Here is a 22,311-nt window from a genome sequence, read left to right as displayed (position 1 = left end):
CCTCCAGATGCGAAAAGGGAGATGGGTGAAACCCCATCTCCCCTTTGATCTCTTGGCTTGGATGCCAGTCACCGGGTCCGATGGGGACGCCGGTGCTTCAAGCAGGACCAGCTATTCTGCTGCTTCGGCGATCGGGTTCACGATCGACACGAAACTACGGCCGTTGGCTTTGGTACGGAAAGATACAACACCGGCTTCAAGTGCGAAGAGTGTATGATCCTTGCCAATGCCAACATTGACGCCGGCATGCCATTTGGTGCCGCGTTGACGAACGAGGATGTTGCCAGCAAGCACGCGCTCGCCGCCAAACTTCTTCACGCCAAGACGCTTTGATTCGGAATCACGACCGTTGCGCGACGAACCACCAGCTTTTTTGTGTGCCATGGGATTGCTCCTTTAAACCTGTTCTTACTCGCCCGAAGCGGGCTTTTCGGCCTTGGCAGCAGCCTTCTTCGGCGCAGCTTTGGCTTTCGGGGCGGCTTTCGTCTCGGTTGCTTCCGCAGCGGCAGCTTCCACCTTCGGAGCAGGCTTCTTGTTGACCGGCTTGTCAGCGGCAGTCTTCGAAGGCTTGGCACCACCCGTCAGGATCTCGGCGATCCGGATCGTCGTCAGTTCCTGACGATGACCGCGTGTACGCTTGGAGTTCTGGCGGCGACGCTTCTTGAAAGCGATGACCTTGCGTGCCCGACCCTGCTCGACGACTTCGGCTGTGACCAGCGCGCCGCCAACGGTCGGAGCACCGATCGTAGCGTCTGCACCGACGCCAACCATCAGAACTTCGGCAAATTCAACGATATCACCGGCATTGCCGGCAACTTTCTCGACCTTCAGAAGGTCATTGGCGGCAACGCGATACTGCTTACCACCGGTCTTGATGACTGCGAACATTTTATGCCCTTTCGGCGTTCGGTTCGGTTTTTTGCCGTTTGAAGGGCGCTAACCGTCTTTTTGTCAGTCGTGACATATTAATCGAAAGATGCCTGCAACCCCTAGGGATCCGGGCATCCAGACTCAAAAACAAACGGCGCGGAGAATCCCCCACGCCAGTCGTCGGGCGCTTATAAGGTGAGGATTATGCGAGAGTCAAGAAATTTAACGCAAAATTGCTCTTGTATCCTTGCGCTTTGCCCGCTATCTAGCGCGTCGCACGCTCAAGCCAAGTCCTTCGGGACATCGCGGCACCGGCAGGGAGAACATCCCGGCTTTATCAGGCGTCTGTCCACGACAGGCGCTTTTACGCGGAGAGGTGGCTGAGTGGTTGAAAGCACCGCACTCGAAATGCGGCATGGGGGCAACTCCATCGGGGGTTCAAATCCCTCCCTCTCCGCCATTACTTTCCTGAAGATGCGTCTCCAGACTTAAGCCCGGTCCGCTTCGCCGGACAGTTCAACCGCCTTCACCATCTGCGCCGCATCAAATCCGAGAATGCCCGCAAGCTCGATCAGCTCGACCACATCCACGCGACGCTGACCGCTTTCGAGCCGGGCGACAAAGGACTGATATTCGCCCAGCGCATCGGCAAGCTGCGTCTGCGTGAGGCCGGCAGCTTCCCGCCTGGCGATCAGCAAAGCGATCAGCGCCTTGTGTTTTTCTGTTCCAAGCGTTTTTCCCATCAGTGTTCCCGTCTTTAACGGGACTTCCAGTAAATCTGAAAATCAGTTATCTTAAATTCAGATAATTCGTCTCATCTGGGGGCAGCTTTGTTTTTTGTATTTTCACTTAAATGGCTAGCTATATTGCTGGCTACATCACCGATATGGGGCGCGTTCATTTGGGAGACATGGGAAGGCGAGATCAGACCTCGACTGATCCCCAAAGCAGAAATCAGAGCACTCGCTGCTGAGCAGATTGCGCGACACGGCCAACGGGCTGGGGAAATAGCATTCAACAGGGAAGTCGAAGCATGGCGGCGCTGTGACTCGTTTACACAAAAAAAGTGGAAGCGCATTCGACTAGCAATTCAACATCAAACCAGCGAGTTTTGAAAGCGGCTTGGGCATGGCGTAGCTAGGACCACTCTGAAGGCGCTCTAGTTCTAAGAATTTCTGCAATCCAAACAGTCTTGAACAGTTATGATGGCCCCGTATCCAGAATAGAAGACACCATTTGATATCTGCGATCGCAGTGTGTCGCTCCAAATGTTCTAATCTCCCTTTGCATAAAAGGGAAAACAGCTACCTCTCCCCGAGCGGCGTGACGCGCATCGAACCATGGCCGCGCTGTTCGACTGCCGGCTGGCCATAATATTCCACCCTTCCGCTGCCGTTCACCGAAATATCCAGCGTGTTCTTTGCCTGGACCAATGCGCTGCCGCTTCCCGAAATATCCACCTTCGTGGCATCGGTGGCCAGGTCGCCATTGTTATAGGCGCCGGAGCCATCCAGATCGAGTTCCTGCGTCTGCGCCTTGCCGCCAAGGCTGATCTGCCCCGATCCGGTGATCGCGGCAGCGACGTCGCCGGCCGCTATGTTGTCCAGCTTTACGCTGCCCGAGCCGGTCACCCGGGGCAGAATCTGCTCAGCGCTCAGCGCGTCGAATTGGATGTCGCCGGAGCCGGACAAATCGATCTTCACCGTGCTGCCTTTGAACGCGCCGGCGCGGATGCTGCCGGAACCGGACAATGTGACCCGGCTGAGGTCCTTGACCGTAATGTCATATGCTACCGTTTTCGACGGCACGATTTCTATCCTGCCCCGGGTACCAAGCACGAGATCGCCGCCGCGAACACCTATATCCAGCAGCGGGAGGATATTGTCGTCCGTCGTGACGACAAGACTCTCGCCGTCGCCCTGCTTCATCTGGACATTGCCGATACCTTCCAGCGTAATCCCATCGAATGTCTCGATATCGATCGTCTTGGCAATGACATGTCCCGAACCGGCGATCTGCTCTTTCTTGAGAATCTCGAAGGAAACCAGAGCAATAAAAAACAAAACAATCAGAAACATGCCAGACATGCGAGCCATTACGAAGCCTCCATAGGCGCGGCAATATACATCGCACGGATTACGGCAACATGTCCGCAACGCGTCAAGACCGTTTGAAATGTGGAGGCTAGCCCGTCGCCCGGAACAGCCCGACAATACCGCCCAGCAGAGACATCGCCGGATAGAACAAAACCGAACTCACTCCGGCAGCGAACACAAGCACCAGAACAAACAATACCGGTGACAGGGAGGCAGATTGCGGAGGTTCCGGCTCAGCCATGCATCATCCCCTGGTTTTGCGCGCCTCGAATTCGACCCTGACTTTCTCCGCCAGTTTCAGCAGCGTATCCTTGCACGACTTGCGGTCCATATCCGTTGGCTGCCTTGGCGATGCGATCAGGCCTTTCAGCCAGCCGCGAACGGTCCGGTCAGCCTCCTCAGGTGAGCGGCCGAGCGCCTTGAGGATGGTCTCGCTGCTTTCAATGGCGGAGTAATGCGGCTCGCGGCCAAGCGCGCTCTGGCATTGATAGGATGTGGTCACGAGTTGTTTGACATCCACCACAAGCGCGGCTTCGCCGCTCCTGCCGCCGGATGGCGTTGTGCAGCCCGCAAGTGCCGCAATCAAAAGTCCCGTTCCGATCACATTGAACCGCATCATATCCCCCATACAGGGTTGCAACGCTATCCATCGAATGCCGGTGTGTCGAGCACTACCTTGAGCGCCTATGCGGCGGCGATCCCGGATTGATTCAGCGCCGCCCGTTATACTCCGGAACCTTGCTGTCTCCGCCGAACAGAACGTCCCGCGGATTGCTGTCAAAGTTCGAAATCGCCCGTTCGATAGACTCGACCGAGCGCCGACTGTCGGAAATGAACTTTTGCGCGTTGCGCAGCTTTTCACCGGTATAGGTTCCCAGTGTTTTCAGGATTGGCGCCAGCCGGGCCTGCAGGCTGTCAGCCGTATCGCGATAGGATTGCAGCTGTTCGCGGATATTGGCAACCGTGCTGCCCTTGCCTTCGGAGAGTTCCTTGTCCAGCTTCGTTAGCGCATCGTCGACTTTGACAGACGCCTGGTTGATCCGCGACATGGTTTCACGCGCATCCTGTATCACCGCCTGCACATCCTGCGCCCGCTGTCCGTAACGGTTGATCATATCCGTGCTGTCGGCAAGCTGCTGGGTAAACGCCTTGGCTTCGTGCGCCCGGTCGAGCGCCGGCCCTTTCATCTCGTCCAGATAGTTTTCGGTGGCATCCATGGCACGATCCACGCGCTGCAGCACATCCTGCACCGTCTGGACAAGGGTTTTCAGGGATGACGGGTCGATATCGATACGCGCGACCGTATCTTCCTTTTCCGCTTCTTCAAGGAGCTTCGGTTCATAACTCTTGCCGCCCTTCAGCTCGATATAGGCCTGCCCGGTCAACAGGACGAAAGCCAGCTGCGCCTGGGTCGATCGCGTGATTGGCGTGGTTGCATCGATCTGCGTCTGGGCGATCACCACGTCGGGATTGCTGGCATCGACGAAAAGCCGGGTCACATCGCCGACCTTCAGACCGTTGAACAGAACCTGGCTTTTCACGGCCAGTCCCGTAACAGAGCCTGGAATGCGGATTTCAAGCATTGCCGTGGGGCGCGTGTCGCCCAAACGCTCGATCCAGTAGACGAAACCAAGGGCCAGCGCGCTCACCAGCAGGGTGAAAATACTGACCACAAGATAATTGGCCTTGGTTTCCATTCACGATTCCATTCATTCCGTCCGACAGATTTGCAACCTTATCGTGCAATATCCCTAACCCTGCGCGTCAAAGAACGCCACCACGTTCTTATGGTTCCGTCACAGCCGTTACGGCGAGGCCCAATGCCATAACGGCTCGCGTTACGTAACGCACGCAATCCTAACGATTGTTATCCACAGTCTGTGTGTTACGTGACCATAATGTTGCCCGTTAGGGCACGCACCCCTATCAAGTTCATGCAAGTGATTCGCGTTCGTTACGGCACAGACATACCCATGGCACTATCCAACGCAGAGAGACAGAAACGGCACCGGGAGCGGCAAAAGCAGAAGCTCGCCGCGGCTGCACCGAGCCTTGCAGCTCAATACGAAAACGTCGGCGCGGACCTGCGCGAAAAACTCTACAGCCTGATCGATGCGGAGAATCGGCGCCGCGACCGGCTCCGCCACACCGCTGAAGCTGCGCCGGAGCCAACCGATTTCAGCCGGGTCATTCTCGATATCGCCCTGGATGAAGACCATTCCGGCCTTGCCGGCAAGGCGCGCATGATCCTGCTTGGCGCCCTGTGCATGGGCGAAAGTTCGGAAAAGGAAATCCGCGAGGCGCGCCTGGAGAAGGATGCAGCGCTGGCGCAGGAAACGGCGGATGACGAGCAGGATGATGAACCGCAAGGACACATCAGCCCGCTCAAACACTACATCCGCGTCCCGAATTTCGGCTAGGATATTTTCTGAACCATCGCAGCAATGAGCCGGATCAGGCGTCGAACCGGTCGGAAACGAACTGCCAGTTAACCAGCTTGTCGAGAACCGCTGCCACATGCTCGGCACGGCGGTTTTCATAGTCGAGATAATAGGCGTGCTCCCAGACGTCGATGCCAAGCACGGCCTTGCCGCCTTCAGCCAACGGATCGCCAGCGTCTTTCATGCCCGCCACGGCAAGCTTGTCGCCATCCCTGACCAGCCAGACCCAGCCTGTCCCGAAAACATTGTCTGATTCGGCAACGATCTTCTTCTTCAGGCCGTCGAGCCCGCCAAAGCTGCTTTCTGCCGCCGTTGCAAAGGCACCCTTGGCGGGCGCGGACCCGCCCTGGAATTGCTGCCAGTAGAGGTTATGGTTCCAGGCCTGCGCTGCATTGTTGAAGACTGGCGCATTACCTTCCTTCTTCGCCCGCACCACCACCTCTTCGAGCGAAAGATCGGCATAGGGCGTCTTTTCCACCAGGGTGTTCAGCTTCTTGAAATAGCCCGCATGGTGCTTGCCATAATGCAGGCCGACCGTGCGCGCGGAGATGACAGGCGCCAGAGCGTCTTCAGCATAGGGCAGTTCCGGCTGCTTGAATGGGGCGGCCGCACGCGCCTGGATGTTTGGAGCAAAGAGCGTTGTGGCTGCCACGGCGCCCGAGAGGACGAGCATATCGCGTCTGTTGAGATCCATCTTCTTCTCCTGAGGATTGTTGCCGGCAAAATGACAGGGGTGATCGAGTGCAACGTGTCTTGTCTCGCATCCTTCCCATTGTGAAAAACGGCACCGGCCAGAGGGAGTTCCCGGATCATGGCAATTTTCTGATCTTTGCGATCACGCTTTGGTGCAGTTGCGCGTCAGCGGATCGCGTCAGAATCGGCCGGGCAGATAAGGATTTGAATTCTGGCGGGGGCTGCCCTAAGACTTGGAGGCAGGGAGTCCCTGTTTCACACCGAAGAAACGCCATGCCGGAAATCAGCGCCGCGCAGACGGTCAGCCACAATCAAAGGTAGGAATTTTCATGAGCGATATTGCCGAAACCGCACCCATTGCCGTTGCACCCGACGTTAAAACCCGACTGAAATCCATCATCGGCGGTTCGGCGGGTAATCTTGTCGAATGGTATGACTGGTATGTCTATGCCGCTTTCACGCTCTATTTTGCCCCCGTCTTTTTCCCTTCCGGCAACCAGACCGCCGAGCTTCTGAGCGCCGCAGCTGTCTTCGCCGTCGGCTTCCTGATGCGTCCGATCGGTGCCTGGGTCATGGGCATCTATGCCGACCGCAAGGGCCGCAAGGCCGGCCTTACCCTGTCCGTGACGCTGATGTGCCTGGGCTCGCTGCTGATTGCCATCACGCCGGGTTACGAATCGATCGGTCTTCTGGCTCCGACCCTTCTGGTCCTGGCACGCCTGCTGCAGGGCCTGAGCGTCGGCGGCGAATATGGCGCCAGCGCAACCTATCTCAGCGAAATGGCCGGCAAGAACCGCCGCGGCTTCTATTCAAGCTTCCAGTACGTGACGCTGATTTCCGGACAGCTCGTTGCCCTTGTGGTTCTGCTTATACTGCAGCGTATCCTGACGCCGGAACAGCTCGGTGCGTGGGGCTGGCGCATTCCCTTCGCCATTGGCGGCTTCCTGGCCATCGCGGTTTTCTACATTCGTCGCGGCCTTGCCGAAACCCAGTCCTTTCACAATGCCAAGAACGATGACAAGCCGAAATCCAGCGGCTTTGCCCTGTTCCGGCACTATCCGAAAGAAGCCTTCACCGTTCTGGCACTGACATCCGGCGGTACGCTCGCCTTCTATGCCTACACCACATACCTGCAGAAATTCCTCGTCAACACCTCCGGCTTCAGCAAGGAATCGTCGAGCGAAATCACCGCACTCGCCCTGCTGATCTTCATGCTGTGCCAGCCCATCGCCGGGGCTCTTTCGGACAGGATCGGCCGCAAGCCGCTGATGGTCGGCTTCGGTATTCTCGGCGTTCTCTTCACCTACCTCATCTTCTCCACGCTGGCCGTCACCACCAGTCCCTACGTCGCCTTTGCCCTGTCGCTGGCCGGTCTCCTGATCGTCACCGGCTACACCTCCATCAATGCCGTGGTGAAAGCCGAACTGTTCCCGGCCCATATCCGTGCGCTCGGTGTTGCCCTGCCCTATGCCCTGGCCAATACGATCTTCGGCGGCACCGCCGAATGGGTGGCGCTGAAGTTCAAGCAGATGGGCCACGAAACCTGGTTCTTCTGGTATGTCACCATCATGATCGGCCTGTCCCTGATCGTCTACATCAAGATGCGCGACAGCCGTGACCACAGCCTGATCCACGAGGATTGATCCGACAGGCGGGGAAGCAGACTGTCTCGCACCCCCCGCCTCCATCTTTTGCTTTCCATCCCGCCGTCACTCTGGAACCGTCATGATTACATCCGCAAAGACCACCTCCATCGATTCCGCAAAACTCGACCGCCTGGCCGAAGTTGCCGTCAAAATCGGCCTGCAACTGCAAGCGGGGCAAGACCTCTTGATCACCGCACCGCTGGCTGCCCTGCCGCTGGTGCGCCGCATCACCGAGCACGCCTACAGGGCGGGCGCCGGTCTGGTCACCTCCTTCTATGCGGACGAAGAAGCGACGCTGATGCGCTATCGCCATGCGCCGGCGGAGAGTTTCGACCACGCCGCCACATGGCTCTTCGAGGGAATGGCCAAGGCCTTTTCAGCGAACACAGCGCGGCTTGCCATAGCCGGTGACAATCCGATGCTGCTTTCGGCGGAAGACCCGGAAAAGGTCGCCCGCGCCAACCGGGCAACCTCGAAGGCCTATCAGCCGGCACTGGAGAAAATTGCCGGTTTCGACGTCAACTGGAACATCGTTTCGTATCCGAATCCATCCTGGGCAAAGCAGGTTTTCCCGGATCTTTCCGAGGACGCAGCGGTTGCCAAATTGGCCGACGCCATCTTTGCCGCGTCGCGCGTTGACATTGATGATCCCGTCACCGCATGGCGGGAGCACAATGCCGTGCTTGCCAAGCGCCGCGAATGGCTGAATGGCCTCAACTTCGCCTCCCTGCACTTCAAGGGCCCGGGTACCGATCTGGTTGTCGGTCTTGCCGACGAGCACCGGTGGCAGGGCGGCGCCTCGACCGCCAAGAATGGTATCACCTGCAATCCGAACATCCCGACGGAAGAGGTTTTCACCACGCCGCATGCATTGCGCGTGGACGGCCATGTCTCCAGCACAAAGCCTTTGTCCCATCAGGGCACGCTGATCGAGGATATCTCGGTGCGTTTTGAAGGTGGCAGGATCGTCGAGGCCAAGGCTTCGCGCGGCGAAGAGGTGTTCAACAAGGTGCTGAACACCGATGACGGGGCGCGGCGTCTCGGCGAAGTGGCGCTGGTGCCGCATTCCTCGCCGATCTCCGCTTCCGGCCTTCTCTTCTTCAACACCCTGTTTGATGAAAATGCCGCGAGCCATATCGCGCTCGGCCAGTGCTATTCCAAGTGCTTCGTCAACGGCGACAGGCTGTCACCCGAAGAGGTTGCGGCACGCGGCGGCAACAAGAGCCTCATTCACATCGACTGGATGATCGGATCGGGTGAGATCGATGTGGATGGCGTCAATGCGGACGGCAGCACAGTCCCCGTCATGCGCCGGGGAGAATGGGCCTGAAAAACACCTGAAGCGCATGCGTTGATGGTTACAAAATGAGCCAGTAGAACGCCTCCCGGGGTCAACCATGCCATTGGGAGGAAAATTCATGGCTCAGGACGGATTCGGAAAACGCGCGCGGCTGCTTTTTGCCAGCGCGGTGGGCACCATCATCGAATGGTATGACTTCTTTGTTTTTGCCACCTGCGCGGTGCTGGTTTTCGACAAGGCGTTTTTTCCGACCGCCGACCCGGCAATCGGCATTCTGCTCGGCCTGAGCACCTTTGCCATTGGTTTTATTGCCCGTCCGCTCGGCGGCATCATCTTTGGCGTGCTGGGTGACCGTATCGGCCGCAAGAATGCGCTTGTGGTCAGCCTCGCCATGATGGGCGGTTCAACCTTTGCCATGGGCCTATTGCCGACCTATGCCTCGGTTGGCGTCCTGGCACCCGCTTTGCTGGTGCTGCTGCGCATTTTCCAGGGGATTGCCGTCGGCGGTGAAGCCACGGGAGCGCTGCTCATCGTCGCCGAATCCATGCCGGGCAAACAGCGCGGTTTCTGGACCAGTTTCCCGATGATCGGCGGCCCTGCGGCAAACGTGCTGGCCGCAGCCACGATCAGCTTCCTGACCCTGCGCTTCGGCGAACAGGCCTTTGTCGACTGGGCATGGCGCCTGCCGTTCCTGTTCTCGATCGTTCTGGTTGTCCTTGGTTTCTGGATGCGCCGCAAGGTGGAGGAATCCCCTGCCTTCATCGAACTGGTCGAAAAGCGCAAATCCGTACCGGCCGCCCCCTTGTCGGAAGCCTTCAAGCATTTCAGCAAGCCCATGGGCCAGGTATTTCTGGTCAAAACAGCCGAAAACACCCTGTTCTATCTGTTCACGACCTTCTTTCTCGTTCTCACCGTCCAGTTCCTCGGTCTGGCGCGGTCCGTCGGCGTGGGCGCTCTGTTCTGGGGCTCGATCCTCGAAGTCATCGTCATCATGGCCGCAGCCTATGCCTCGGATCGTTTTGGCCGCAAGCCATTGATGCTGCTGGGACTGGTTGGCGGCCTTGCTGCAGGTACCTATCTGTTCAGCCTGCCGCACGGTGCCGATCCGCGCCTCGTCCTGCAGGCAACCCTGCTCACCCTGACATTCCACGGCATTATCGTCGGCAGCATGGCCCCGTTCTTCACGGAGCTGTTTCCGACCCATGTGCGCTATTCCGCCATGTCCATCAGCTATCAGGTCGCCTCGGTGGTCGGCGGCTCTGTTGCACCGCTGATTGCAACGCTGCTCCTCAACGCAACCGGCACGCAGCATGCGGTCATCATCTACGCGGCGGTCATGGTCATACCGGGCATTGTCTGCGTGCTCCTGTCGAAGGAAACGCGCGGAGCGGATCTGACGGCTATCTGACCAAAGACCGCCACCGGAATGCCGGTGGCGGTCGCCTATCTGCTGGTAATGACCGAGGTCTTGGGCCGCCAGACGAGCAGCCTGTTTTCGACCAGCGTCACCAGCCAGTCCACCAGTATGACAAAGCCCATCAGCACGAACATCCCCGCGAAAACGCCGGTGACATCGAACACGCTTTCGGCCTCGTGGATGAGGTAGCCGAGACCGGCAGCGGATCCCAGATACTCTCCCACCACCGCACCGACCACGGCAAAACCCACGGATGTGTGCAGCGACGAGAACATCCATGAGAGAGCCGACGGCATGTAGACATGCCGCAAGAGCTGCCGCTCGTTCATTCCAAGCATGCGGGCGTTGGAAAGAACGGCTGGGCTGACTTCCTTAACGCCCTGATAGACATTGAAGAAGACGATGAAGAACACCAGCGTCACACCCAGCGCCACCTTGGACCAGATGCCGAGCCCCAGCCACAACGCAAAGATCGGCGCGAGCACGACGCGCGGCAGGGCATTGGCCGCCTTGACATAAGGATCGAACACCGCAGCGAGCAAGGGCTTGCGGGCAAACCAGAACCCGATGATGACCCCGCCGAGCGAACCGATGATGAAGGCAAGCGCCGCCTCGGTCAGCGTGATGCCGAGGTGATACCAGATCGATCCTTCCGTGAACCACTGAACCATGCGCTTGCCCACGGCGAGCGGTTCGGCAAAGAAAAAGCTGATGATTTTCGGATTGCCGATAAGGGTTGTCGTCGAGGCAATGTGCCAGAACACCAAGGTGACAACCGCCACGAGCACCTGCAGGCTGATCAATGTAAGCCTGTTCATGGCCGGACCTCTTCCGTCTGCCGATAACCCTTCAGAACTTCCTCTTTCAAGGCATTCCAGATTTCCCGGTGCACCTCGTGGAATTGCGGCTCGGACTTGATATCGGCCATGTTGCGCGGGCGCGCCAGCGGGATCGTGTAATTGCCGATGATACGGGATGAGGGTCCCGCCGACATGATGATCACCCGGTCGGCAAGACCGATAGCCTCATCAAGGTCGTGGGTGACGAACATCACCGCCTTGCGGTCCGCCGACCACAGATCAAGCAGGAGATCACCCATGATCAGCCGTGTCTGGGCATCGAGCGGCCCGAACGGCTCATCCATCAGCAATATCTTGGGGTGACGGATCAGCACCTGCGCCAGCCCCACCCGCTTGCGCTGGCCGCCCGACAACATGTGCGGATAGCGATCGGCGAAGGCCGCGAGACCCACTTTACCGAGCCAGACCCGTGCCTGCTCCAGGGCGTCGCGGCGCGGCGTGCCCGCCACTTCCAGCCCGATGGCCACGTTGTCGATCGCGGTCTTCCAGGGCATTAGTGAATCCTGCTGGAAGAGATAGCCTGCATGTTTGTTCAAGCCCGACAGCGGCTTGGCAAACGTGCGGACCTGCCCCTGCGCCGGCTTGAGAAGACCCGCCGTGGCATTGAGCAGTGTCGATTTCCCGCAGCCGGTGGGGCCAACAATCGCCACGAACTCCCGGTCGCTGACCACGAGGTTCGTCTCACCGACAGCCTCATAGATGCCGCCGCCCTGCAGGGGAAACGCAATATGGATGCCGTTGAGCTCAACCGCATTGACATCCTGGGCCTCGTTCAGGTCCCGCGTGGTCTTCCGTGCAATGATCATTGATGCTTATGCCTCACCCCTTGATGAAACGGTCATCATAGGTCGCGGCAAGGTCAATCGTCGCATTGGCGAATTCGGGGTCGAGGATTTTCAGCGTATTGAGAACCGACTGCATGCCTTCCATGGGAAGAACCCCATCCAGCGAGTAGGTCGGCAGCGAATTGGCAATGGCTTTGAGATAAAGCGGCTTGTCACCCAGCTGGTATTCGGCGGGAACGCTGTCGGCGATCTCTTCCGGTGTAGCGCCGTGCAGCCATTTCAGCGTCTTGACGAAAACACCCACCAGCGCTTTAGACGTATTGGGGTTCGCGTCGGCAAAATCCTTTTTCACATAGAGAACCGCCGCCGGATTGGAGCCGCCGAACAACGCGCGCGTGCCTTCCTCCGTACGTGTATCGATGAGGATTTTGATATCGCCGTCCGCTTCAAGCTTGGCAATGACGGGATCCAGATGCGCAATCACATCCACCTGGCCCTGCTTGATCGCGGCGACAGCGCTGGCACCACCACCAATGCCGATCAGCGGCGCATTGTTGGCCTTCAAGCCCGCCTTTACCATGGCATACTGGACGGTCAGGGCCGTCGACGAACCGGGGGCGGTGACACCAAGCTTCAGGCCGGCAAAGTCGGCGGGAGATTTGACCTTGTCGGCCAGTTCCTTGCGCACGGCAATGACGATGGCCGGGAAACGCCCGAGCTCGCACAGTGCACGGACATCCTGCCCCTTCGCCTGCATGCGGATCGTGTGCTCGTAAGCACCCGTCACCACATCGACGGAGCCGCCCACCAGCGCCTGCAGGGATTTTGCCCCGCCGCCGAAATCGTTGATCGTCACATCGAGACCGGCATCCTTGAAAAAGCCGCGGCGCTCGGCAATGGTCAGCGGGAGATAATAGAGGAGCGGCTTTCCGCCGACACCCAGCGTCAGGCTGGTCTTTTCCAGCGCTCCGCCTGTCTGTGCCATCAGTCCCGTGTTCGATGCAGCCAGCACGGACAGGGCCGCTGCGCCCACAAGAAATTCACGCCGTTCCATTGTCTTCCTCCCGGCATCACCTGCCGTTCAGCAAGACATAGGAACGCCTTGGTGAGCCGCGTGATGTTTACTGTTTTCACATGTTTTCAAAACGCTACCACCCGGATTCTGGAAGCGCAAGGCAAGGAAATGGACGAAACACCGCAACAAAAAACGCGCCGGATGCGGAATCCAGCGCGTTGTTTTAAAGGTTAGCCGACAAGCGGAACAATCAGGCGACGAGGCGTCCTGCTGTTTCGGTCTGGGCATAGGCCTTGCCGAAACGGTTGGCGAGGAAGGCATCAAGCGCGATATCCTCCTGCTTGAGGAAGCCCTGCTGCGGCAGGTCGCCATTGGCCAGCATGTCGAGAACGGCGCAGATGGCCGACGCCGTGGTGATCTGGATGCCGCTGTACAGCACGTTGCCGATATGGCCGCTATAAACCTTGTTGGCATAGGTTTCCTGCAGGAGACGGCCCTTCTTGCGGCCGCTGACCGTAACGAAAATCACCACGACGTCCTGCATGGTCGAAGGCAGGGCGTTTTCCAGGATGTCCTTGAACACGTCGCGGCGGTCCCGCAGGCCAAGATCGTTGAGCAGGGCCTTCATGATGGCGGCATGGCCGGGATAACGGATCGTGCGGTAGTTCAGCGTGCGGACCTTGCCGAGCAGCGTTTCGCACAGGGTGCCAAGACCGCCCGACGTGTTGAAAGCCTCGTAGGTTACGCCGTCGAGCGAGAATTCCTCGCGCTCTTCCAGCGGCGGCACTTCGGTCAGCTCACCGTCGACGATGGCTTCGCATGGCTCGCAATATTCGTTGATGACGCCGTCCGTGCTCCAGGTCAGGTTGTAGTTGAGCGCATTCGACGGGTACTGCGGCAGCGCACCGACGCGCATGCGCACGCTTTCCAGCGTATCGAAGCGCTTGGCCAGATCATTGGCGACAATCGAAATGAAGCCCGGAGCCAGACCGCACTGGGGAATGAAGGCTGTCTTTGCCGTCGCCGAAAGCTGCTTGACGATGCGGGTGCTGGCAACATCCTCGGTCAGGTCGAGATAATGCACGTCCGACGACGCAGCGGCTTGCGCAATCCGCGTGGTCAGATGGAAGGGAGCGGCGCTGAGCACGGCGAATTTGCCGGCGAGAACCTTTTCAAGCGCGCCCTCTTCAGCAATCTCGATGCAGCGGGTGACGACAAGCGGGGAAACATCCAGGGCATCAAGCTGTGCCTGGGCCCGGTCGACGACCGTTACGCGGTAGTCTCCGGTGTTTGCGAGCAGGTTGGCGATTGTTCCGCCGATTTTGCCTGCACCGACGATGACGATCTCTTTCATGTGATTCCCCTCAGGATTTCAGAACTTTCATTATTTTCTCACCCTTGTTCGTCGAAATGAAGTGTGTAAACTGACGATATAACACCCTATTTTTTGGCAATACGCCGTATGAGTTTGACATTATGCTGACAGATGCCGACCACGCCCTGCTTTCCCTGCTGCGCGAGAACGCCCGCGCCTCGACCGCCGACCTTGCCCGCAAGCTCGGCGTATCGCGCACTACGGTACAAAGCCGCATCGAACGGCTGGAAAAGCGCGGCATGATTCGCGGCTACAGCGTGCTGCTTTCCCCCGAATATGAGCGGGATCTGGTCAAGGCGCATGTACTGGTCACGGCCCTGCCGAAATTTGCCAAGCGGGTCGAAGCGGCATTGCGCGAGATTGCCTGGGTGCGGACCCTGCATTCGGTCAGCGGACAGTACGACATGATCGTCATCCTGGAAGCGCCCTCCATCAGCGAGCTCGATACATTGCTGGATCGGATCGGCGCATTGGAAGGCGTGGAACGCACCATTTCGTCCATCATCCTTTCCACGCGTATCGACCGCTGAGTCATATAATCCGTCCCTCCATGGACTCCGCTTGACTCTTTGGTCGAATGGATTCCATAATAGAACATATCATGAACATTCAGGGGAAACCGTGGTGACAACCGTCGACCTTACGGCGTTGCGGCGCGACATCGCGTCTTTAAGCGAGCGGAATGCGCTGGAAGCGCAGGCGCCGCGCAGTGCCTTTGGTTTTGGCGACAGAAGCATCGACAGGGTGCTTGGCAAGGGATTGCAACGCGGCGCGCTGCATGAGGTTTTTTCGGCGGAAATGCACGATGCGGGCGCAGCAACGGGCTTCGTCATCGCCTTAGCCTTGCGTTCGTCCAGTGGCCAGAGCCCCATTGTCTGGCTGGAAGAGGATTTTGCCGCGCAGGAACACGGTTTTCCCTATGCGCCGGGGTTGAAGCATCTCGGGCTTGATCCGCAGCGGCTCGTCATCGTGCGCTGTTCGTCGCCGCAGGATGTGTTGAAAGCCGCATCGGACAGCCTTGGCATCCGCGGAACGGGCGCGGTCATCATAGCGCCGTGGAGCAATCCGAAATGCCTCGACCTGACAGCCACGCGCAAATTGCTGCTGACCGCCCAGCAGACGGGCGTGCCCGCCTTCCTGCTGCGGCTCGGCGCCGTTCCAATCGACAATTCCGCTGTGACGCGCTGGATGATCCGCTCGAACGCGTCACGGTCAAGCGGCGCCAATGCGCCGGGTCACCCGGTGTTTGACGCCACCCTTATACGCAACAGGCAGGGCATGACAGGCCATTGGATCCTGCAATGGGAGAGTGACAATCATGTTTTCAGACAGATCGAACCGGTTTCTGGCACTGTGGTTTCCACACCTGCCCACCGACCGCCTCAAACGCGAAAATCCGCAACGGGCTGAGTCCGGACAGTTCCTGATTGTCGTCGACAAGGTCGCCAATGCCTTGCGCCTGACAGCCCTTGACGAACGTGCCGCCAAGGCAGGCCTGTTCAAGACCATGGCTTTGACCGACGCCCGGGCGCAGTTTGAAAATCTCGATATTGCCTTCGCTTCACCGCGCAAGGACGCCGCCCTCTTGGAGAAACTCGCTGACTGGTGCGACCGCTATACGCCACTGGTCGCACTCGATGGCCCCGACGGGCTTATGCTCGATATCACCGGCTGCGTGCATCTCTTCGGTGACGAGCATCAATTGCGCCGGGATATCCACCAGCGCCTGAGCCAGCATGGCGTTGTGGTCCGCTCGGCCATTACAGGCAATGCGGCGGCGGCCCACGCATTTGCCCGTCATTCACCGGGAGATGTGATCGGGGATTCCGCGCTCAAGGAAAAATTGCGGCGGTTGCGCCTCGTCAGCCTCGAGATCGAGGATGTTCATCTGGCCGGTCTGAAGAGGGCCGGACTGCGCACTGTCGGCGATGTCGAAGTGCTTCCCCGTGCTGCCCTTGCCGCGCGTTTCGGCGCCGGGCTGGTCGATCGACTCGATGCGCTTTTCGGATATGCGCACCATCCGATCTCGCCTCGGCGCATCGTACCCGCCTGCATGGTCGAGCGGCGCATGGCCGAACCCTTGATTGTCATGGACAGTGTTGAGCTGGTGCTGCACGCGCTTGGCGACGAACTTTTCCGGCAGCTGCAGCAACGTGTCGAGGGTGCGCGGGAAGTCGAGGCTGCGTTTTTCCGCGTCGATGGTGAAGTCAGGCGGATCGGCATTCAGGCCGGCCGGCCGCTGACCGACACCAAAACCCTGTTCAGGCTGCTGAAGGAGCGGCTCACCACCCTCGCAGAACCGCTCGATACCGGTTATGGCTTTGACATCATCCGTCTTGCGGCGGTGCGGGCCGAGCGAACCCAAACCATGCAGAAAAGCCTCGACAGCACTGTTCAGGAAACCGAAGAGATTGGCGGGCTGATCGACCGCCTGTCTATTCGTCTCGGCACCAGCCGGGTTCTGCGTCCGCATCCCGTCGACACGCATATTCCCGAGCGCGCCGTTTCACTGGAACCGGCTGTTCACACCACCGCAAATCTGCCGGTCGAATGGGCGCCCGTTCAGCACCCGGGTGAGCCACCCGAGCGCCCGGTCCGGCTGTTCCAGCCGCCGGAACAGATTGAAACCACGGCGGGAATTCCCGATGGCGCCCCGGCACAGTTCGTCTGGCGGCGGGTCCGGCACAATATCGTCCTGGCCGAAGGGCCGGAGCGCATCGCGCCGGAATGGTGGCGGGAACATGCCGGCGCCCTGACGCGGGATTATTATCGTCTCGAAGACAATCAGGGGCATCGTTTCTGGGTCTTCCGTGAAGGCCTTTACGAGCGCGGCCAGACCACTCCGCGCTGGTATCTGCATGGGCTTTTTGCCTGATGCCCAGCTACACGGAACTTGCCGTCACCAGCAATTTCTCCTTTCTCGAAGGCGCCTCGCAGCCGGAGGAATTGGTGCAGGCAGCAGCATTGCTCGGCCTTGAAGGCATAGGCATCGCCGACCGCAACACGCTTGCCGGGGTTGTCCGGGCCTACAAGGCGCATCAGGAACTGACGCAGGAGCAGGGAATAAAGCTCAACCTCTTTATCGGCTGCCGGCTGATGTTCATCGATGGCACGCCCGATCTGGTCGTCTATCCGCGCGACCGCCCGGCCTATGGGCAGCTGTGCCGCCTTTTGAGCGAGGGGAAGACGCGAGCTGAGATCAAGGGCGAGTGCCATCTGGTGCTGGAGGATTTTCTTTTCCGCGCCAAGGATTTCCAGACGGTGGTCATGCCATCAGGACAGCCGGATGAAGATCTCGGATCTGTACTGAAAAAACTAAGCGTTGTTGCGCCGGGATGTGTCTGGCTTGGTCTTGCCATGTCTTACGAAGGCGCTGACCGGCGTCATGGCGAAAAGCTGGAGCGTATCGCCACTACAGCCGGTGTTCCGCTGCTGGCGGTCAACAATGTGCTTTACCACACCCCTTCCCGCCGCCCCCTGCAGGATGTACTGACCTGCATCCGGGACCATGTCACCATTGATACGGCCGGGCGAAGGCTGGAGAAGAACGCAGAAAGGCATCTGAAATCAGCGGAGGAAATGCAGCATCTCTTCCGGCATTTTCCCTTAGCCTTAGCGGAAATCCGCCGTTTCACCGCGCCGGTCACCTTCTCCCTTGGTGAACTGCAATACCATTATCCCGATGAACCCGTGCCGCCGGGCAAAACCCCGCAGCAACATCTGGCTGACGAGACATGGAAGGGCGCGGCGAAACGTTATCCCGACGGCATTCCGGAAATGGTTCGCGACCTCCTGAACAAGGAACTGACGCTGATCGCAACATTGGGATATGCGCCGTATTTCCTGACGGTCCACGACATTGTTACCTATGCGCGGTCGGAGAACATCCTGTGCCAGGGCCGGGGTTCGTCAGCCAATTCAGCCGTCTGTTTTTGCCTGCACATCACGGCTGTCGATCCGACGAACGGCAATGCGCTGTTCGAGCGCTTTCTCTCGGCCGAGCGCAAGGAACCGCCCGATATCGATGTCGATTTCGAACACGAGCGCCGCGAGGAAATCATGCAATGGGTTTACAAGCGCTACGGCCGGGACCGTGCAGCCATTGTCGCGACGGTTATCAGCTACCGCCCGCGCAGCGCCATCCGCGATGTCGGCAAGGCCCTGGGGCTGACTGAAGATGTGACGGCGGCGCTTGCCAATACGGTCTGGGGCAGCTGGGGCTCCACCGTGGACCGGCAGCATGTGCGGCAGGCGGGTCTTGACCCCGACAACATCATGATCCGCCGTGCCGTCAAACTGGCAACGGAGCTGCTCGGTTTTCCGCGCCACCTCTCGCAGCATGTCGGCGGCTTCGTCCTGACACGGGAGCGGCTTGATGAAACCGTTCCCATCGGCCCTGCAGCCATGGAGGACCGTTCCTTCATTGAGTGGGACAAGGACGATATCGACACGCTCCGGATCATGAAGGTCGATGTGCTGTCACTCGGCATGCTGACATGTATCCGCAAGGCTTTCGATCTCATTCATCTGCATAAGGGGGGCGAGCGCTTAGAACTTGCGACTGTCCCGCAAGGCGATCTGAAGGTCTACGATATGCTGTGCGAGGCGGACTCCCTTGGGGTGTTTCAGGTGGAAAGCCGCGCTCAGATGAACATGCTGCCGCGCCTGCGCCCGAGGAAATTTTATGATCTGGTCATCGAGGTCGCCATTGTGCGCCCGGGCCCGATTCAAGGCGACATGGTTCATCCCTATCTGCGGCGCCGCAAAGGCATAGAAAAGGTTCATTTTCCATCTCCTTCTCCCGAGCATGGCGACAAGGACGAGCTGAAAAAGGTTCTTGAAAAAACCCTTGGTGTTCCCCTGTTTCAGGAACAGGCCATGCGCATTGCCATTGAAGCGGCAGGGTTCACCCCCGATGAGGCCAACAAGCTCCGCAGCGCCATGGCAACATTCCGCAATCGCGGCACCATTCACAAGATGCAGGAGCAGATGGTTGAGGGCATGGTACGCCGCGGCTATGAGCGCAGCTTTGCCGAAAACTGCTTCAACCAGATCAAGGGTTTCGGTGAATATGGTTTTCCGGAAAGCCATGCGGCAAGTTTTGCCATTCTCGTCTACATTTCTTCCTGGATCAAATACCACCATCCGGAAGTGTTTGCCGCCGCTCTCCTGAATTCGCAGCCCATGGGTTTTTATGCCCCGGCCCAGATCATCCGCGACGCACGGGAACACGATGTCGAAGTGCGTCCTGTCGATGTCAATTTCAGCGAATGGGACAACACGCTGGAAAAGAAAAGCCGTGGAAATCCTGCCATGCGCATGGGCTTTCGGCAGGTCGACGGCCTCTCGAAAGCCTGGGCCGACGAAATTTGCGTAAAGCGGAAAAAACCCTATGCGGACATTGAAGAGCTTCGCCGCCTGACGCGACTGGAGCGCCGCGCCTTTGTCCTGCTCGCCGATGCGGATGCGTTCCGCTCACTGGCCATTGACCGGCGTGAAGCACTCTGGGCCGTGCGCAGATTTCCCGACAATACAACCCTGCCACTCTTCCAGATTGCTGACACCAACGAACTTGCCGTGGAAGCGCAGACTCGGTTGCCGCCTATGCAGATGGCTGAGCATGTCATTGCCGACTATGAATCCTTCCGGCTATCGCTCAAGGGACACCCCATGCAGTTTCTGCGGGACATGCTTGGCCGTGAAGGTGTCGTGACCTGCAGACAGGCCACGTCTCTGGCCAGCAACAGGCGCGTCAAGCTTGCCGGCGTGGTCACCGTCCGCCAAAGACCGGGCAGCGCCAAAGGTGTTGTCTTCATGACGATCGAGGATGAAACCGGCATTGCCAACATCATCGTCTGGGCGAAGACAATGGCCACCTATCGCAAGGAAGTGATGAGTTCCCGCCTCATCCTGATCGAGGGAACGGTCCAGAGCAGCGATAATGTCACGCATATCGTTGCCCGGAAACTGATTGACCGGACGTCGGATCTGTATCGGCTTTCGGAACAACTGCCGCCCTTGCCTGTATCGCATGCCGATGAAGTGGTTCATCCGGTTCCCGATCAATCGAGAGCCCGTCATCCGCGCAAGGTCCGGATTCTGCCAAAATCACGGGATTTTCATTGAATCGCAGCCTAGGCCCGCTTGATATCCTTGGCAAATGCAGCCCGGTCAATGGCGGCGATCATGCAAATTTCCAGATCCCCCAAGCCATCCAGAATCTCTTCCTTCGAGATGCCGATAGCCTCCGCGGCGGCGGTGCATTTTGCGACCAGTTGTTTGGGCCTTGGATCATGATGCGCCATATCTGCCGGACGCGTGGCATGAACATTGGCTTCTATCCAGCTATTGACGAAATCGATCGCACGTTGGCTCATGCTTTCCTCCTGTATATCACCAGTCAAAACAGCTGGCAGCGGAGAAGGTTGCGAAAAAAGCAGGATATCACACCGCCTCTTCAGCCCAAACCGTGAATTTTGTCAGCACATTGGGACCAAAAATATTGGTCAATGGAACATCGGCCGCATCTCTTCCGTGCGCCACCTTGATCCGCCCGATACGGGGCTTGTTGTTGCGCGGATCGAACGCATGCCACTGTCCACCCAGATAGACTTCCATCCAGGCGCAGAAATCCATCGCCGAATGGGGCGGCGGTACGCCGATATCGGTGATATAGCCCGTGCTGTAGCGCGTCGGAATATTGAGACACCGGCAAAAAGCCACGGCCAAATGGGTAAAATCCCGGCAAACGCCTCGGCCTTCCGCATAGCCCGATGCGGCGGTCCGTGTCGGATTGGAAAACGCATAGCCGAATGTGATGTGATTATGGACATAGTCGCAAACGGCTTGCACCCGTTGCCAACCCTCTGGCGTATTGCCGAACAGCCGCCATGCTTCTTCGCTCAAGACATCCGTCTCGCAATAGCGGCTGCCCAGGAGATAGACCAGTGTCTCCGCAGGCAAGTCCTGCACGCGGTGCTGGACAGCCTCCAGCACAACAGGATCCGGCATACCGCTATCGCGGACAATCGCATTGGTCGAACAGATGAACGGGCCGGGCGCAGCCAGGATGCGGTTGCACCAGTTGCCGAACTGGTCGTGATAACCGTCGACGCTCGAACCGAATGTCGACTGGAATGTCTCGACGCCTTCAATGTCCTCGACGCGCGAATGGTGCACGTTCAAGATGGCAATCAAGGGTGTTTCCTGAACAAAGTCAAAACGCAATTCACACCCGACATTCAGTCTCATGAACACATCCCCATCAACCTGTAAGAATATCGCTTTTTGAAAATCGCAGCTCAGCACGACAGACTATTGCGCAAAAAGCAACCGGCTCGATTGCGAGCCGGTTCAAACTTCAGCCATAGGAACAGTCAAGCGCGGTCAACGACCTTCTTCACGGCATCCTTGGCCTTGCCCTTCATCTCTTGGGCATCGCCCTTCAGTTCCTGAGCCTTGCCTTCGGCCTGCAGCTTCTTGGAGCCTGTTACCTTGCCCGCTGCCTGTTTGATGTTGCCAGCGGCTTTGTTGGCAAGTCCGGAAATCTTGTCACCTGTGCTACCCATCGGTACACTCCTTGAATGTTCACTCACCAGAGGTAAACGGGCGGTGGCGCTTCCGGTTCCCGCGAAATCAAAAATACTTAAAATATTGAATTTAAAGGATAATTTTTATATCAAAGCAAAAACCCGGTGCCCACGGGGGAACAGGCACCGGGTTCTGAACGTGCCGGTCAACGTGTAACCAGCTTCTGCGAAACGTCACAGAGTCATCTTGGTTCCCATCCGCGGGAAGGCTTTCCCGAATATCC

Annotated in this window: 23 protein-coding genes and 1 tRNA gene; 9 read left to right on the top strand and 15 right to left on the bottom strand. The window is 58.5% G+C overall.

Annotation, left to right across the window (positions count from 1 at the left end; all coding sequences use genetic code 11):
- Positions 1–111: 111 nt before the first annotated feature.
- The gene (rpmA, locus tag ACP7B1_RS02115; RefSeq protein WP_223613753.1) at positions 112–384 is read right to left on the bottom strand and encodes a 50S ribosomal protein L27; all 273 of its coding nucleotides are present in this window, start codon (positions 382–384) and stop codon (positions 112–114) included.
- Positions 385–408: 24 nt separating this feature from the next.
- On the bottom strand, positions 409–888 hold the full coding sequence (gene rplU, locus ACP7B1_RS02110; protein WP_223613754.1) for a 50S ribosomal protein L21: 480 nt from the start codon (positions 886–888) through the stop codon (positions 409–411).
- A 352-nt stretch (positions 889–1,240) separates the two neighbouring features.
- Between rplU and ACP7B1_RS02105 the strand changes: the two genes are divergently transcribed.
- Positions 1,241–1,330 (top strand) — tRNA-Ser (locus ACP7B1_RS02105).
- Between the two features lie 28 nt (positions 1,331–1,358).
- Here ACP7B1_RS02105 and ACP7B1_RS02100 read toward each other — a convergent pair.
- The 5 genes from ACP7B1_RS02100 to ACP7B1_RS02080 all read right to left on the bottom strand — a co-directional run bounded on the left by ACP7B1_RS02100 (position 1,359) and on the right by ACP7B1_RS02080 (position 4,663).
- The gene (locus ACP7B1_RS02100; RefSeq protein ID WP_346307706.1) at positions 1,359–1,613 is read right to left on the bottom strand and encodes a helix-turn-helix domain-containing protein; all 255 of its coding nucleotides are present in this window, start codon (positions 1,611–1,613) and stop codon (positions 1,359–1,361) included.
- A 561-nt stretch (positions 1,614–2,174) separates the two neighbouring features.
- The gene (locus ACP7B1_RS02095; RefSeq protein WP_346307707.1) at positions 2,175–2,966 is read right to left on the bottom strand and encodes a head GIN domain-containing protein; all 792 of its coding nucleotides are present in this window, start codon (positions 2,964–2,966) and stop codon (positions 2,175–2,177) included.
- 88 nt (positions 2,967–3,054) lie between these two features.
- Positions 3,055–3,207 carry a hypothetical protein gene (locus ACP7B1_RS02090; RefSeq protein ID WP_346307708.1) on the bottom strand — a complete coding sequence of 51 codons (153 nt, stop codon included), beginning with the start codon at positions 3,205–3,207 and terminating at the stop codon, positions 3,055–3,057.
- Positions 3,208–3,210: 3 nt separating this feature from the next.
- Complete coding sequence (locus tag ACP7B1_RS02085; protein ID WP_346307709.1) at positions 3,211–3,582, bottom strand: hypothetical protein; 372 nt, start codon at positions 3,580–3,582, stop codon at positions 3,211–3,213.
- 94 nt (positions 3,583–3,676) lie between these two features.
- Entirely contained in the window at positions 3,677–4,663 is a 987-nt protein-coding gene (locus ACP7B1_RS02080; RefSeq protein WP_346307710.1) for an MlaD family protein, read from the bottom strand.
- A 276-nt stretch (positions 4,664–4,939) separates the two neighbouring features.
- Between ACP7B1_RS02080 and ACP7B1_RS02075 the strand changes: the two genes are divergently transcribed.
- Positions 4,940–5,386 carry a hypothetical protein gene (locus ACP7B1_RS02075; protein ID WP_346307711.1) on the top strand — a complete coding sequence of 149 codons (447 nt, stop codon included), beginning with the start codon at positions 4,940–4,942 and terminating at the stop codon, positions 5,384–5,386.
- Between the two features lie 34 nt (positions 5,387–5,420).
- On the opposite strand, the gene ACP7B1_RS02070 is transcribed toward ACP7B1_RS02075, so the two are convergent.
- Complete coding sequence (locus ACP7B1_RS02070) at positions 5,421–6,101, bottom strand: superoxide dismutase (protein WP_346307712.1); 681 nt, start codon at positions 6,099–6,101, stop codon at positions 5,421–5,423.
- Between the two features lie 328 nt (positions 6,102–6,429).
- On the opposite strand from ACP7B1_RS02070, the gene ACP7B1_RS02065 reads away from it, so the two are divergent.
- The 3 genes from ACP7B1_RS02065 to ACP7B1_RS02055 all read left to right on the top strand — a co-directional run bounded on the left by ACP7B1_RS02065 (position 6,430) and on the right by ACP7B1_RS02055 (position 10,454).
- Positions 6,430–7,743, top strand: a complete 1,314-nt coding sequence (locus tag ACP7B1_RS02065; RefSeq protein ID WP_346307713.1) for an MFS transporter — start codon at positions 6,430–6,432, stop codon at positions 7,741–7,743.
- An 82-nt stretch (positions 7,744–7,825) separates the two neighbouring features.
- Positions 7,826–9,076 carry an aminopeptidase gene (locus tag ACP7B1_RS02060; RefSeq protein ID WP_346307714.1) on the top strand — a complete coding sequence of 417 codons (1,251 nt, stop codon included), beginning with the start codon at positions 7,826–7,828 and terminating at the stop codon, positions 9,074–9,076.
- A gap of 88 nt (positions 9,077–9,164) precedes the next feature.
- Positions 9,165–10,454 (top strand): MFS transporter, encoded by a 1,290-nt coding sequence (locus ACP7B1_RS02055; RefSeq protein ID WP_426136358.1) that lies wholly within the window; start codon positions 9,165–9,167, stop codon positions 10,452–10,454.
- Between the two features lie 35 nt (positions 10,455–10,489).
- Here ACP7B1_RS02055 and ACP7B1_RS02050 read toward each other — a convergent pair whose 3' ends face one another.
- The 4 genes from ACP7B1_RS02050 to ACP7B1_RS02035 all read right to left on the bottom strand — a co-directional run bounded on the left by ACP7B1_RS02050 (position 10,490) and on the right by ACP7B1_RS02035 (position 14,477).
- On the bottom strand, positions 10,490–11,281 hold the full coding sequence (locus tag ACP7B1_RS02050) for an ABC transporter permease (RefSeq protein ID WP_346306315.1): 792 nt from the start codon (positions 11,279–11,281) through the stop codon (positions 10,490–10,492).
- Positions 11,278–12,129: an ABC transporter ATP-binding protein gene (locus ACP7B1_RS02045; protein WP_346306314.1), complete on the bottom strand. Its 852-nt coding sequence runs from the start codon at positions 12,127–12,129 to the stop codon at positions 11,278–11,280. The genes ACP7B1_RS02050 and ACP7B1_RS02045 overlap by 4 nt, the downstream gene beginning before the upstream one ends.
- Positions 12,130–12,142: 13 nt before the next feature.
- Positions 12,143–13,162: an ABC transporter substrate-binding protein gene (locus ACP7B1_RS02040; protein ID WP_346306313.1), complete on the bottom strand. Its 1,020-nt coding sequence runs from the start codon at positions 13,160–13,162 to the stop codon at positions 12,143–12,145.
- A gap of 211 nt (positions 13,163–13,373) precedes the next feature.
- Positions 13,374–14,477 (bottom strand): saccharopine dehydrogenase family protein, encoded by a 1,104-nt coding sequence (locus ACP7B1_RS02035; RefSeq protein WP_223613767.1) that lies wholly within the window; start codon positions 14,475–14,477, stop codon positions 13,374–13,376.
- A gap of 122 nt (positions 14,478–14,599) precedes the next feature.
- Between ACP7B1_RS02035 and ACP7B1_RS02030 the strand changes: the two genes are divergently transcribed.
- The 4 genes from ACP7B1_RS02030 (at position 14,600) to ACP7B1_RS02015 (ending at position 20,624) form a co-directional block, all read left to right on the top strand.
- Positions 14,600–15,028, top strand: a complete 429-nt coding sequence (locus tag ACP7B1_RS02030; RefSeq protein ID WP_223613768.1) for an Lrp/AsnC family transcriptional regulator — start codon at positions 14,600–14,602, stop codon at positions 15,026–15,028.
- 94 nt (positions 15,029–15,122) lie between these two features.
- The gene (locus tag ACP7B1_RS02025) at positions 15,123–15,908 is read left to right on the top strand and encodes a hypothetical protein (protein WP_346306312.1); all 786 of its coding nucleotides are present in this window, start codon (positions 15,123–15,125) and stop codon (positions 15,906–15,908) included.
- Positions 15,817–17,373, top strand: a complete 1,557-nt coding sequence (locus ACP7B1_RS02020) for a DNA polymerase Y family protein (RefSeq protein ID WP_346306311.1) — start codon at positions 15,817–15,819, stop codon at positions 17,371–17,373. The genes ACP7B1_RS02025 and ACP7B1_RS02020 overlap by 92 nt, the downstream gene beginning before the upstream one ends.
- Positions 17,373–20,624 carry an error-prone DNA polymerase gene (locus ACP7B1_RS02015; RefSeq protein ID WP_346306310.1) on the top strand — a complete coding sequence of 1,084 codons (3,252 nt, stop codon included), beginning with the start codon at positions 17,373–17,375 and terminating at the stop codon, positions 20,622–20,624. The genes ACP7B1_RS02020 and ACP7B1_RS02015 overlap by 1 nt, the downstream gene beginning before the upstream one ends.
- 8 nt (positions 20,625–20,632) lie before the next feature.
- Here the strand turns inward: ACP7B1_RS02015 and ACP7B1_RS02010 are convergent, their stop codons facing one another.
- The 3 genes from ACP7B1_RS02010 to ACP7B1_RS02000 form a co-directional block, all read right to left on the bottom strand.
- Positions 20,633–20,875, bottom strand: coding sequence for a hypothetical protein (locus tag ACP7B1_RS02010; protein WP_346306309.1), 243 nt, complete (start codon positions 20,873–20,875; stop codon positions 20,633–20,635).
- 67 nt (positions 20,876–20,942) lie between these two features.
- Positions 20,943–21,749, bottom strand: a complete 807-nt coding sequence (locus ACP7B1_RS02005; RefSeq protein ID WP_346306308.1) for a transglutaminase family protein — start codon at positions 21,747–21,749, stop codon at positions 20,943–20,945.
- A gap of 125 nt (positions 21,750–21,874) precedes the next feature.
- A complete protein-coding gene (locus tag ACP7B1_RS02000) occupies positions 21,875–22,066 on the bottom strand; it encodes a CsbD family protein (RefSeq protein ID WP_223613774.1) in 192 nt (63 codons plus the stop codon).
- Positions 22,067–22,311: the final 245 nt, after the last annotated feature.

It is taken from the genome of Phyllobacterium sp. SL163 (assembly GCF_049896885.1).
Taxonomy (GTDB): Bacteria; Pseudomonadota; Alphaproteobacteria; order Rhizobiales; family Rhizobiaceae; genus Phyllobacterium; species Phyllobacterium calauticae.
Note: the sequence above shows the minus strand (reverse complement) of the source record. Positions and strands in the feature narration are given on the sequence as shown.